At 37.3% G+C, this 12,686-nt stretch carries 11 protein-coding genes; 9 read left to right on the top strand and 2 right to left on the bottom strand.

Annotated features, from left to right (window positions below; translation table 11 throughout):
• Positions 1 to 100 precede the first annotated feature (100 nt).
• From BLR62_RS03650 to hisIE, 8 genes are read left to right on the top strand one after another with little or no spacing between them, the layout of a single operon-like run.
• The gene (locus tag BLR62_RS03650) at positions 101 to 1,210 is read left to right on the top strand and encodes an ATP phosphoribosyltransferase regulatory subunit (RefSeq protein ID WP_090793310.1); all 1,110 of its coding nucleotides are present in this window, start codon (positions 101 to 103) and stop codon (positions 1,208 to 1,210) included.
• Positions 1,207 to 1,824 (top strand): ATP phosphoribosyltransferase, encoded by a 618-nt coding sequence (gene hisG, locus BLR62_RS03655; protein ID WP_090793311.1) that lies wholly within the window; start codon positions 1,207 to 1,209, stop codon positions 1,822 to 1,824. The genes BLR62_RS03650 and hisG overlap by 4 nt, the downstream gene beginning before the upstream one ends.
• A 3-nt stretch (positions 1,825 to 1,827) precedes the next feature.
• Positions 1,828 to 3,108, top strand: coding sequence for a histidinol dehydrogenase (gene hisD / locus BLR62_RS03660; RefSeq protein WP_090793315.1), 1,281 nt, complete (start codon positions 1,828 to 1,830; stop codon positions 3,106 to 3,108).
• 16 nt (positions 3,109 to 3,124) lie between these two features.
• Complete coding sequence (gene hisB / locus BLR62_RS03665; RefSeq protein ID WP_090793316.1) at positions 3,125 to 3,712, top strand: imidazoleglycerol-phosphate dehydratase HisB; 588 nt, start codon at positions 3,125 to 3,127, stop codon at positions 3,710 to 3,712.
• Positions 3,709 to 4,308, top strand: a complete 600-nt coding sequence (gene hisH / locus BLR62_RS03670) for an imidazole glycerol phosphate synthase subunit HisH (RefSeq protein WP_090793319.1) — start codon at positions 3,709 to 3,711, stop codon at positions 4,306 to 4,308. The genes hisB and hisH overlap by 4 nt, the downstream gene beginning before the upstream one ends.
• Positions 4,305 to 5,009 (top strand): 1-(5-phosphoribosyl)-5-[(5-phosphoribosylamino)methylideneamino]imidazole-4-carboxamide isomerase, encoded by a 705-nt coding sequence (gene hisA, locus BLR62_RS03675; protein WP_090793322.1) that lies wholly within the window; start codon positions 4,305 to 4,307, stop codon positions 5,007 to 5,009. The genes hisH and hisA overlap by 4 nt, the downstream gene beginning before the upstream one ends.
• The gene (gene hisF, locus BLR62_RS03680) at positions 5,006 to 5,764 is read left to right on the top strand and encodes an imidazole glycerol phosphate synthase subunit HisF (RefSeq protein WP_090793324.1); all 759 of its coding nucleotides are present in this window, start codon (positions 5,006 to 5,008) and stop codon (positions 5,762 to 5,764) included. The genes hisA and hisF overlap by 4 nt, the downstream gene beginning before the upstream one ends.
• Positions 5,754 to 6,407, top strand: coding sequence for a bifunctional phosphoribosyl-AMP cyclohydrolase/phosphoribosyl-ATP diphosphatase HisIE (gene hisIE, locus BLR62_RS03685; RefSeq protein ID WP_090793327.1), 654 nt, complete (start codon positions 5,754 to 5,756; stop codon positions 6,405 to 6,407). Before hisF ends, hisIE begins: the two co-directional genes overlap by 11 nt.
• A gap of 70 nt (positions 6,408 to 6,477) precedes the next feature.
• Here hisIE and msrA read toward each other — a convergent pair whose 3' ends face one another.
• Entirely contained in the window at positions 6,478 to 7,008 is a 531-nt protein-coding gene (gene msrA, locus BLR62_RS03690; protein WP_090793329.1) for a peptide-methionine (S)-S-oxide reductase MsrA, read from the bottom strand.
• Positions 7,009 to 7,057: 49 nt separating this feature from the next.
• The gene (gene gltC / locus BLR62_RS03695; protein ID WP_090793331.1) at positions 7,058 to 7,969 is read right to left on the bottom strand and encodes a glutamate biosynthesis transcriptional regulator GltC; all 912 of its coding nucleotides are present in this window, start codon (positions 7,967 to 7,969) and stop codon (positions 7,058 to 7,060) included.
• A 132-nt stretch (positions 7,970 to 8,101) separates the two neighbouring features.
• Here gltC and gltB point away from each other — a divergent pair, with 132 nt between their 5' ends.
• A complete protein-coding gene (gltB, locus tag BLR62_RS03700; RefSeq protein WP_090793333.1) occupies positions 8,102 to 12,661 on the top strand; it encodes a glutamate synthase large subunit in 4,560 nt (1,519 codons plus the stop codon).
• Positions 12,662 to 12,686: the final 25 nt, after the last annotated feature.

The following is a 12,686-nucleotide window of genomic DNA, read 5'->3' on the forward strand; positions in this document are numbered from 1 at the left end:
TTATGTTGACGCGGACATATTCTCATGTTAAATTATTAATTAACAAACAATACTTTACTATAATAAAGTGGTAGAGTGATAAAGAAACGGATGTGACAATATGTTTTTACCAGCAGGAAGTCAGGATCAAATCGGTGAAAAACTTGACCGACAAGCGAAAGTGATTCAATCATTCAGAACGGTAGTTAAAGACAGAGGTTTTAAAGCAATTGAAACCCCAGTTGTAGAATACGCTCAAACTTTTAATAATTCTCATGTCGGGATGAAACTTTCTCACATGTTGAAGTGGTTTGACCGTGACGGTGAAATTGAAGTTTTAAGACCTGATTGGACGACAGCCATCGCTAGAGCCATCATGAATCAACACCCCAAACAATTAAAATGGTTTTACCAAGGATCGATCTTTAGACAAGATAAAAATGGGTTTGAGAGCCGACAAGCAGGTATTGAAATTGTAAGAGCCGATCCGTATTTAGGTGAAATCGAATCGCTTTTTACAGCCGTTGATGTTTTGTCAGCTTGGAAGATTGATAACTATTTGATTGAGTTAGGTCATACAGCTATATTTGATTATTTCATTCAAGAACTAGGTGTTACTGATGATACTAAAAAGTTACTTAGAACGGCTCTACATGATAAAAAACAGGATGATGTCTATCGTCTTGTCGACCAAACAAATAAGCCATCGATTGCGAAGGAATTAGTTGAACTTACCGAGGCTTACGGTGATAAAACGATTTTGGATGAATATAAGCAAAAATGGGGAAATAGACCGGAACTCATTGAAGTCATCAACCATCTTCAATCATTAATTGATAATTTAGAAGCATTAGGTTATAAAAATATAATTATTGATTTAGGACGTGTTAAACAATTACCTTATTATAGTGGGGTCATGTTTAGAGGTTACTTAACATCCACTGGCGAAACATGTTTTTCAGGTGGCCGCTATGATCAATTGTATGACCAATTTGGCGATGATAAAATTCGTGCGATTGGTTTAGCTTTTGATGTCGATGTCTTAGCTAACCACATTAAAGACGACCAGACAAAAAATAAAGTGTGTTTAGTATGCACACCGAAAACACATGTAAAAGCTGAAAAGATGCGAAAAGATTTTCCTGATTCAGTCGTGGATATAACGTATGAACAACCCAATGAAGAAGACTATACAAAAGTCATAACTGTTCGTGATGAGGTGAACCAATGAAACCAGTAATTGCATTAACAAAAGGTCGATTAGAGAAGCAATTTACAGAATACTTTAAAAGTTTAGGGTTTGATACGACGCCTTTAACAGAAAAAGGTCGAAAATTAAGGGTGGAAACAGATGATTTTCAATTTATTTTTGCTAAAGGTCCAGATGTAACGGTTTATGTAGAGCATGGCATTGCGGATTTAGGCATTGTTGGTGGTGATATATTAGCTGAATATCAACCGGATGTATATGATCTCTTCCCGTTACCGTTTGGCGCATGCCGTATGGCAGTTGCAACCGAAAAAGGAAAGGTATGGCCAGATCAAAAGAAAACAATAGCGAGTAAATACACAGGTATCACCAAACAATTCTTTAAAGCAAACGGTGAATCAGTTGATATTATTAAGCTAGAAGGTTCAGTTGAGTTAGCGCCGATTCTAGGCTTAGCAGACGGCATTGTTGATATTGTCGAAACAGGGACAACACTTAAAGAAAACGGACTCGTTGTTGATGAAGAATTTATGAACTTTAGTGCTCGATTAATTGCTAATCGCTCACATTTGAAGATTAAAAAGGATGCCTTAATGCCCTTTATTGAAAAATTAAAGTCTAAAAAAGGAGTTTGAGAGATGATTAAAACGTATTCTTCAAGTGATTTTCAGCAGTTATTATCAACAGAAGGGCAGACGAGCCTTCAAAATGACCAAGCTTATACCGTCGCTAAAGAAGTCATTGCAGATATTCAACGGGATAAAGATAAAGCGTTGGATAAATATGTTGAAAAATTTGATCGAGCCGTACCGGATTCTTATTTAGTATCTGAAGAAGAGAGACGACAAGCTTGGGATCTCGTTGATGACAAAACGATTCAAGCTTTAAAAAGAGCGGCCGAAAATATTCGCACCTTTCACCGCAAACAACTTCAAGAATCAAAGTTTATGCAACATGATGCATCAATCATTTCTGGTCAGCTCTATCGAGCGATTGAAAAGGTTGGTATTTATGTACCGGGTGGCACAGCGACGTATCCGTCATCTGTTTTAATGAATGCAATTCCTGCTGTTTTAGCTGGCGTTGAAGAGGTAGTGATGGTCTCGCCTGCTAGAAATGGTAAGAGTATTTCACCACTGTTATCTGTAGCAGCTGATTTAGCAGGTGTTCACGCCATTTACAAAATTGGAGGCATCCAAGCGATCGCAGCATTAAGCTATGGAACAGAAACGATTCCATCTGTCGATAAAATTGTTGGACCTGGAAATGCGTATGTTGCAGCTGCAAAATCACTCGTCTATGGTGATGTTGGAATCGATATGATCGCAGGCCCTTCTGAAGTAGCGATTATTGCTGATGAATCAGCCGATCCACGATCAGTTGCAGCTGACTTAATCGCACAAGCTGAGCACGACACAAAAGCACGATCTTTTTTACTGACACCATCACAAAATTTAATTGAGAAAACAAAGTCTGAATTAAACATACAACTCGACACTTTACCGCGTGCATCGATTGCAAAACAGTCATTAGAAGATAAAGGTGGTTTAGTACTTGTTAAGAATTTGGATGAAGCATTTGATTTATCAAATGCATTGGCACCAGAACACTTAGAAGTCCAATTAGACAATCCACTAAGCTATCTCGGGAAGATCAAACATGCAGGCTCGATTTTCCTCGGTCACTACACGCCTGAATCACTCGGTGACTATTACGCAGGACCTAACCACGTACTGCCGACATCTGGTACAGCAAAATTTGCATCAGGCCTATCTGTCGATGATTTCATTAAAAAATCAACGTTTTTATATTATACGAAAGAAGCACTTCAAGAAGCTTCTGAAGATGTGATACAAATTGCAGAGGAAGAGGAATTGTCTGGTCACGCTCGAGCTGTGTCCAAACGACTAACTGAATAAGGGATGAGGGATGTAAATGAGACAAAGTAAAAAAAGCAGACAAACATCTGAAACGAAAATCGATGTTTCGATTAATTTAGACGATGGAGCAGATGTTTTTATCGATACTGGGGTTGGTTTTTTCGACCATATGCTGACATTATTTGCTCGTCATGCACGGATTAGTTTAACTGTCAAAGCAGATGGTGATTTATATATTGATAGTCACCATACAGTTGAAGATGTTGGGATTGTGATCGGTCAACTGATCAAAGAAGCATTAGGTGATAAAGCTGGTATTAATCGATATGGTACTTCTTATGTACCGATGGATGAAACATTAGGATTCGTTTCATTAGATATTAGTGGGCGTCCTTACCTCGTATTTGATGCAACGTTTGATAATCCGAAACTAGGTCAATTTGACGTTGAGCTCGTACAAGAATTCTTACAGGCACTTATGGTGCATGCTGGCCTTACCTTACATGCGCGCGTTCTCTATGGAACGAATACACACCATAAAATTGAAGCTATATTTAAAGCATTAGGGCGAGCATTTTCTGAAGCAATCTTGATTAATCCCAACATTAAAGGGGTTAATTCTACAAAGGGGCTAATCGAATGATTGCTATCGTTGATTATGGAATGGGGAACACGAAAAGTGTTCAAAATGCTTTTGAAAATTTAGGCTATCAAACGATCATTACAGATGACCATCAAACATTAAGAGAAGCATCACATATTATTTTGCCAGGTGTGGGATCTTTTCAAGCTGCAATTGAAGAAATTGAAAGGCGTCAGTTAAAGCAATTATTAATTGAGCTAGCAGAAAACAAACCGTTTTTAGGTATTTGTTTAGGTATGCAGCTTTTGTTCACTGAAGGGACTGAAGGTGGAAAAACAGCCGGACTTGATTTAATTCCTGGAACGATCGATCGAATTCAAACCGATTATTTGTTGCCTCATATTGGTTGGAATCAATTGAACGTGACAGATAATCTAAAGAGTTTTCAATCATTTGATCAAGAATTCGTTTATTTTGTTCACACATTCCAGGCTTATACTTCAAAACGTTATATTGTGGCAACAACAGAATACCAAACAGATATTACTGCAATTGTAAACAAAGAACATATTTATGGCATTCAATTCCACCCCGAAAAAAGTGGAAAAGTAGGAACTAAAATAATTCAAGCATTTTTAAAAGAGGTGGAAAAATGAAAATTTTACCAGCCATTGATTTGATGAACGGCCAATGCGTTCGTCTTTATCAAGGAGATTTTAATAAGTCTGAACAAGTAGCTAATGATCCTATAGAGCAATTAAAAACATTTATTGCCGATGGAGCTGAACTCGTTCATATCGTAGATCTAGATGGAGCGCGTGACCAAGAAAAAAGACAATATCATCTAATTAAAAAGATCTGTGAAATAGCGACTGTTCCCATTCAGGTAGGCGGTGGTTTACGCAATATGCAAGTGGTTGATGAGCTAGTTGATCTTGGTGTCAGTCGTCTTGTGTTAGGTACAGCTGCGATTGAAAATCCAGATTTTTTAAAAGCTGCACTTAAAAAATATAAAGAAAAAATCGTGATAGGTATTGATGCTAAAGATAAAAAAGTTGCGACGCATGGTTGGGAAACTGTATCTGAGTTAGATTATATTGATTTTGCAAAAGAGATGGAAAAACTAGGTGTCCAATCTATTGTATTTACTGATATTTCGAAAGACGGTACGATGTCGGGTCCAAGTGTCGAACAATTAAATAACCTTAATCAAGCTGTCTCTTGTAAAATAATCGCTTCTGGTGGTATAAGTAAACAAGAAGATATTGAAGTACTTGAGCAAATGGGAATTGAAGAAGCGATCGTAGGTAAAGCGATCTATCAAGGAACGGTCTCATTGAAAGGAAGTAAATCATGATTGCAAAACGTATTATTCCTTGTCTTGATGTAAAAGAAGGGCGTGTCGTTAAAGGGACAAACTTCGTATCCTTACGTGAATTAGGTTATCCGGTTGAAATGGCAAAATCATATTCCAAAAGCGGTGCTGATGAAATTGTTTTTCTAGATATATCAGCAACAAATGAAGGAAGAGAAACGATGATGGACATTGTTGAACAAACGGCGAAAGAAGTACGTGTGCCTTTTACAGTTGGTGGTGGCGTTCGAACCATTGATGATATGACTCGACTCTTACAAGCTGGAGCTGATAAGGTAGGGGTTAACTCAGCAGCGGTTACAAATCCGGAATTAATTACCCAAGGTGCGACTCGGTTCGGTTCACAATGTATTGTTGTAGCGATTGATGCCAAGAAAGTAGGAGACAAATGGCATGTCATGACGCACGGTGGTTCCAAAGATACAGGCATTGATGCGATAAAATGGGCCAAAGAAGCGGAAAACCGTGGTGCTGGTGAAATTTTATTAACAAGTGTGGACACAGACGGCGTTAAGGAAGGTTTTGACACCCCCTTAACCAAAGCTGTTGTTGACACTGTTCGCATACCTGTCATTGCTTCAGGTGGTGTGGGTGCGCCGGAACATTTTGCGGATGTATTTTCAGAGACAAACGTTTCGGCAGGACTTGCTGCGTCAATTTTCCATGAAAACACTTTTACCATAAAAGACGTAAAAACAGTTTGCAAAAACAAGGGGGTTCATATACGTGAAACCTGATTTTTCTAAAGGATTAATTCCATCTATCATTATCGACCAAGAGACAAAAGACGTGCTTATGCTTGCTTATATGAACGAAGAATCCTACCAGAAGACATTAGAGACTCAAGAAACGTGGTTTTATTCGCGTTCGCGCGGTGAGTTATGGCATAAAGGTGCAACATCTGGAAACACACAAGAGGTTCAATCAATTGAATTAGATTGTGACCAAGATACGCTTTTAATTGAAGTGATTCCTAATGGTCCAGCTTGTCATACAGGCTCAAGAACTTGCTTTTTTGATTCCATTCAATCAGGCAAAACAGATGCTGAAATTGATCCAGACATTTTAACGAACATTACAAAAGAAGTGAAAGAAAGAAAGCAATATCCGAAAGAAGGTTCTTATACAACATACTTGTTTGAAAAGGGCGTTGATAAGATCGGTAAAAAAGTGATTGAAGAGGCTGGCGAAGTCGTCATTGCGGCTAAAAATAATGATCCAAATGAATTAACTCAGGAAGTTAGTGATCTTCTCTATCACACATTAGTTATGATGGAAGAACAGAATGTATCGTTCGATGCGGTAAAAAAAGAATTAACAAAACGTTTTGCGAAAAAAGGCAATAGCAAAGGAGATCGTCCTGATATTGCTGATTGGTAAATATAAAAAGACAAATGGCTGAAAAATATCAGTTCCATTTGTCTTTTTTATATGGTTGGTATAGGAGTATTTAAGTCTTTGTGTCCCATTTCTCTTTAATAAACTGATCACGACCAGATTCTTCTCTTTCTTTTTGATAGTGTTGTTGATTTTTCTTATAAAAATCTTGATGTTCTGACTCTGCCGGATAAAAGGTTGAGGCAGGTAATATTTCAGTTACAATAGGTGAGGTAAATCGATTACTGTCATCTAAAGCTTGTCGTGACTGTTTTGCCAATGTTAGTTGTTCATTATTATGGTAAAAGATTGCTGTTTTGTATTGCGATCCCCGGTCATGAAATTGCCCACCATCATCTGTTGGATCAATTTGTGGCCAATATAAATCAAGAATCTGTTGATAAGTGATAATGCTCGGGTCATAAGTGATTTGGACCGCTTCAAAGTGACCTGAATTCCCCTTCTTAACGTCCTCATAAGAAGGATTAGCTAAATGGCCGCCTGTATAACCCGAGACAACTTTATGGATACCTTCCCATTGATCAAACGGCTTAACCATACACCAAAAACAGCCTCCAGCAAACGTAGCATATTCAATGTTCATTTCTTTTCACTCACTTTCTGTCCCATAACAGAACTGTCATACAACAGACTTACAATGGGTATTGGTTCGGATAATGTTTTGTAAAATAATCAATCACAAATTGATAAAATACTTTTTCAGATGGTGCTAAATCTCGATGTCTCGGTGTGATCATCCCAACACTTCGTTTTAGATCAGGACTGCTTATAGGGATTTTCACCGTATAATTTGATTGAAGTTGACCTATTGCACTTTCTGGTAAAATAGTAAGGCCAATACCAGCAGCTACCATCCCTTTTACAGCATCTAAGTCTTCACCTTCAGTCATCACGTGTGGTCCAAATCCAACCGAATGACATGCATCTACTACTAATTTTTCAAAGATATAGCCTTCGGGAAACAGAACGAAATCTTCATCTTTTAGTTCAGTTAAGTATACGCTTTTCCGCTTTGATAAGCGATGATTGTTCGGTGTTAAAAGAAACATTTTTTCTTGAAACAATATATCACCATTTATATTTGGATCATCAGTTACAACAGGGCCTAAAAAAGCTATATCTAATTCTCGATCTTTAATAGAATCTATTAAAAAGTGGTAAGAGCCTTGTCTAAGTTGGAAATGTATATTTGGAAAAGCCTCTTTAAAATCAGCTAACAAATGCGGCAATAAACTACTTGCTAAACTTGTTGGGAATCCGATTTTAATTGAACCTCTTTCAGGATCAATGTATTCATCCATCTGTTTTTTTGCATATTCAATAGCTTTCATCGCTTCTCTTGCATGCGTTAAAAAGATTTTTCCGATTGGTAATAGTTTAACATTTCGTCCTTCTCTTTCAAATAACTGAACGCCTAACTCACTTTCCAAATTGGCAATTTGTCGACTGATTGCAGATTGCGCAACGTGTAATTGTGCAGCTGCTTCTGATACGTGTTCGCGCTCGGCTACTTCAATAAAGTATTTCAATTGTCTAAACTCCATATATAGTCCCCCTTCGCTCAATTAATCTAAATATTAGATTATATCGATTATTATTATATATTGTATATATAAATTCAAAAACATACAATAGAAATAGACACAAAAATCAAAAAACTTTTGGGGGCGTGTTTCATGAAATTTAACGAAAGCGTTGAAGCACAAGGGCTTTACAATCCACAATTCGAGAGAGATAACTGTGGGATTGGGCTCTTCGCACATTTAAAAGGCAAAAAAACACACGAGATCGTTAAAAAAGGGGTTGAAATGTTAATCAACCTTGACCACCGAGGGGGTCAAGGAAGTGACCCTGAGGTAGGCGATGGTGCAGGTATGATGGTTCAAATACCTGATCAGTTTTTTAGGAAACAATGTCAAGATTGGACATTGCCAAAACAAGGTGATTACGGCGTTGGCATGGTTTTCTTTTCAAGAGATGACGAATCAATCGATCAGTGGGAAACGCACATTAATCAATTGATTGCTGACGAAGGTCAAACATTAATTGGATGGCGTACATCTCCGACAGACATTGATCAGATTGGTGATAAAGCAAAAGCTTCTGCACCATATGTTAGACAAGTGTTTATAAAAAGAGATCCAAGTTTAACAGATGATTCAGCGTTTGAAAGAAAATTATATATCATACGTAAACAGGCTGAAAAACTAGCAAAGAAGAATGATGAAGCATTCTATTTTCCTAGTTTTTCAAGCCAAACGATTGTTTATAAAGGGTTATTAACCCCTGATCAAGTGGATCGATTCTATTTAGATCTTCAAGATGAATCGTTTCGATCTGCTTTTTCACTCGTTCATTCACGTTTTAGTACGAACACATTTCCGAGCTGGGAGCGTGCTCACCCGAATCGCTATTTAATTCACAACGGAGAAATTAATACTTTACGAGGCAACGTAAACTGGATGAGAGCGCGTGAAAAACAATTTTTATCTGATGTGTTTGGTGATGACTTAAATAAAATACTTCCTATATTGAATGATAGTGGAAGTGATTCATCCGTTTTAGATAATGCATTAGAATTTTTTATACTAGCTGGTTATAAACCCGCTCACGCAGCTATGATGCTAATTCCAGAACCATGGGAACATAATCCTAATATGAACCAAGATAAAAAGGCGTTTTATCAGTATCATAGCGCGATGATGGAACAATGGGACGGACCAACTTCGATTACCTTTACTAATGGTAAACAAATCGGGGCGATACTAGACCGTAATGGTTTAAGACCTGCTCGGTATTACGTAACGAAAGATGATTATGTTGTTTATGCATCGGAATCAGGCGTCATTGATATAGATGAAGCAAACGTTGCGGAAAAGAGCAGATTAAGTCCTGGGAAAATGCTTTTAATCGATTTAGAAAAAGGTGCAATTATTCCAGACCGTAAAATTAAAGATGAGATTGTCAATGAAAAGCCTTATAAATCATGGTTAGAAAATTCAGCTCTTTTCCTAGATCGATTTGACCGTGCTGTTAATGAACCTTTAATCGATCAACTAACAGAACGTCAAAAAGCATTAGGTTATACAACAGAAGATGTTGAAAAATATTTAAAACCTTTAGTATTGAAAGAAAAAGATCCAATTGGCGCGATGGGGAATGATACACCTTTAGCTGTATTATCTCAATTTGATCAATCATTATTTAATTATTTCAAACAATTATTCGCACAAGTCACGAATCCGCCCATAGATGCGTATCGTGAAAAATTAGTAACCTCAACTGTTACTTGGTTAGGGCCAGAAGGCAACATTTTAAATCCAACCGAAAAGAATAGTCAACGAATTAAGATTGATTCACCAATTTTATCAACGGATTTATTTGATCGAATAAAAGATCAAAAACCTTTAAACCTTGCATCAACAACGATCAATAGTTTATTTACTGATGATCTTGCACAAGCACTAAAAGCAATGCACGAAGAAGCGAAAGAAGCTATATTAAAAGGTTCATCTATTATTATTTTAAGTGATCGTAAAATGGATCAGAACCATGTCGCTATGCCAATCTTACTTGCAGCTAGTAGTTTGCACCAATATTTAGTTAGAGAAGGTTTGCGAACAAAAGTCAGTTTAATAGTTGATACAGGTGAAGCGAGAGAAGTGCATCATTTAGCAGCACTAATCGGCTACGGGGTTGATGCGATTCATCCTTATTTAGTCTATCAAACTTATTTAAATGAGATGTTGAAAAATCAACTTGAAATGTCTTATACAACAGCGATTAATCGTTATATTGATGTTGCCACTGAAGGCGTTATTAAGGTCATGTCTAAAATGGGTATTTCTACGATTCAAAGTTATAGAGGTGCTCAGATTTTTGAAGCAATTGGGATTAGTCAACATGTTATTGATGAGCATTTTACTGGAACACCTTCACAAATAGATGGTATCGATTTAGAGACTATTGCTCAGGAAGCAAAAAATAGACATCAAAAAGGTTACCAACAAAGTGCATTTAAAGCACTTGATTCAGGAAGTGATTTCCAATGGCGTAAACCTGGTGAACATCACGCGTATAATCCATCAACCTTACACAAGTTGCAATGGGCAGCAAGACGCGGGGATTATAAACTATTCAAAGAGTTCACAACTGAAATGAATCAACAATCACTTGGTTTTTTACGGCACTTATTTGACTTTAAAAAACAATCATCTATTCCAATTGAGGAAGTTGAATCTGTTGAATCCATTGTGACGCGCTTTAAAACAGGCGCTATGTCATATGGTTCGATCAGTCAAGAAGCTCATGAAGCATTAGCGATTGCCATGAATAAACTAGGTGGAAAAAGTAACAGTGGTGAAGGTGGCGAAAATCCAAACCGTTATCAAAGAGACCCTAATGGTGATTTGAGAAGAAGTGCTATTAAACAAATTGCATCTGCTCGCTTTGGTGTTGACAGTCATTATTTAAATAATGCCAATGAATTGCAAATTAAAATGGCACAAGGGGCTAAACCTGGAGAAGGTGGTCATTTACCAGGTGATAAAGTCTACCCTTGGATTGCGAATGTTAGGAATTCAACACCGGGCGTGGATTTAATTTCACCACCACCACATCATGACATTTATTCAATTGAAGATTTAGCACAATTGATTCATGATTTAAAAAATGCTAATGACAAGGCACGGATTAGCGTAAAATTGGTTGCTAAATCAGGGGTCGGTACGATTGCCTCTGGTGTAGCTAAAGGTAATGCGGACGTTATTTCTGTTGTAGGTTACGACGGCGGAACGGGTGCATCACCGAAAACGAGTATTAAACATGCAGGTCTTCCTTGGGAATTAGGCTTAAGTGAAACGCATCAAACACTTTTAATTAATGACTTACGCGAACGGGTCACACTTGAAACAGACGGTAAGTTGTTAACAGGTAAAGATGTAATTATTGCGAGTCTATTAGGTGCTGAAGAGTATGGGTTTGCAACAGCTCCATTAGTTGTGTTGGGTTGTGTTATGATGCGTGTTTGCCATTTGGATACATGTCCAGTGGGTGTGGCAACACAAAACCCTGAACTAAGACAAAAATTCATTGGAAATCCAGATCATGTTGTGAATTTCATGACATTTATTGCTACAGAAGTACGAGAAATATTAGCTGAATTAGGATTTACTTCACTTGATGAAATTATTGGGAGAACTGATTTGTTAGAAGTGAATGAAAAGGCTGAAAATCATTGGAAAGCACGCCAATTAAATTTATCTAAATTACTCTATCAACCTAATGGAAAAATCCGCTTAAATAAAGTGAATCAAAACCACAAACTCGATCAGTCACTAGATATGACGACATTACTTCCTAAAGTAAGTGATGCCATTAAAACACGAAAAGCAATTCGAATATCAAGTGAAGTGACGAATATTAACCGAGTTGTCGGTACCATTATAGGTAGTGAAATTACAAGAGAACATGGTGCGGAAGGCTTAGATGAAGATACGATCACACTTGATTTATTTGGATCAGCTGGTCAAAGTTTAGCCGCATTCATACCTAAAGGCTTAACCGTTAATTTAACAGGAGATGCGAATGACTATGCTGGTAAAGGATTGTCTGGTGGTAAATTAATTGTTAAAGCACCAGAAGTGGCTTCATTTGATCCTTCATCACAAGTGATTGCAGGAAATGTATGCTTTTATGGTGCAACAGGCGGTAATGCTTTTATTAATGGATTAGCAGGCGAGCGGTTTGCTGTTCGTAATAGTGGTGCACAGCTCGTGACAGAGGGTGTTGGTGATCATGGTTGTGAATATATGACAGGTGGTGCCGTCGTTGTATTAGGTAAAGTAGGTAAAAACTTTGCAGCAGGTATGTCTGGTGGTGTTGCATATGTTCATTTTGAAGACATGGATCGAATAAAAAATAAAATCAAAGAGGATCAAGTCTTGATCGAATCGATTCAAACGTCAGATGATGAGATTAAATTGAAACATATGATTGAACAGCACTTCAATTATACGAACTCAACACGTGCACAATTTATTTTAGAAAATTGGGCAACAGAACGTCATCAATTCATTAAAGTGATACCGAAAGATTATAAATTGGTAACAGAGAAAATTGCTGAGCGTCTTGAACAAGGCGAAACAGAAGAAGATGCGAAACTTAATGTGTTTACATTAAAAAAAGAAAATCAGTTAAATGATGCGCCAGAATCTAAAGCACTGTTATCAAAGTAAAGACGAATCGAAACAGGAGTGATCT

Origin of the sequence: Pelagirhabdus alkalitolerans (genome assembly GCF_900096905.1) — a bacterium.
In the GTDB taxonomy this organism is placed as follows: Bacteria; Bacillota; Bacilli; order Bacillales; family Amphibacillaceae; genus Pelagirhabdus; species Pelagirhabdus alkalitolerans.

Bases quoted from the DNA above. Each gene is read 5' to 3' on its own strand.
- hisG (WP_090793311.1), top strand. From the start codon at position 1,207: ATGAAACCAGTAATTGCATTAACAAAAGGTCGATTAGAGAAGCAATTT.
- gltB (WP_090793333.1), top strand. From the start codon at position 8,102: ATGAAATTTAACGAAAGCGTTGAAGCACAAGGGCTTTACAATCCACAA.
- hisB (WP_090793316.1), top strand. From the start codon at position 3,125: ATGAGACAAAGTAAAAAAAGCAGACAAACATCTGAAACGAAAATCGAT.
- msrA (WP_090793329.1), bottom strand. From the start codon at position 7,008: ATGAACATTGAATATGCTACGTTTGCTGGAGGCTGTTTTTGGTGTATG.
- hisH (WP_090793319.1), top strand. From the start codon at position 3,709: ATGATTGCTATCGTTGATTATGGAATGGGGAACACGAAAAGTGTTCAA.
- hisD (WP_090793315.1), top strand. From the start codon at position 1,828: ATGATTAAAACGTATTCTTCAAGTGATTTTCAGCAGTTATTATCAACA.
- BLR62_RS03650 (WP_090793310.1), top strand. From the start codon at position 101: ATGTTTTTACCAGCAGGAAGTCAGGATCAAATCGGTGAAAAACTTGAC.
- gltC (WP_090793331.1), bottom strand. From the start codon at position 7,969: ATGGAGTTTAGACAATTGAAATACTTTATTGAAGTAGCCGAGCGCGAA.
- hisF (WP_090793324.1), top strand. From the start codon at position 5,006: ATGATTGCAAAACGTATTATTCCTTGTCTTGATGTAAAAGAAGGGCGT.
- hisA (WP_090793322.1), top strand. From the start codon at position 4,305: ATGAAAATTTTACCAGCCATTGATTTGATGAACGGCCAATGCGTTCGT.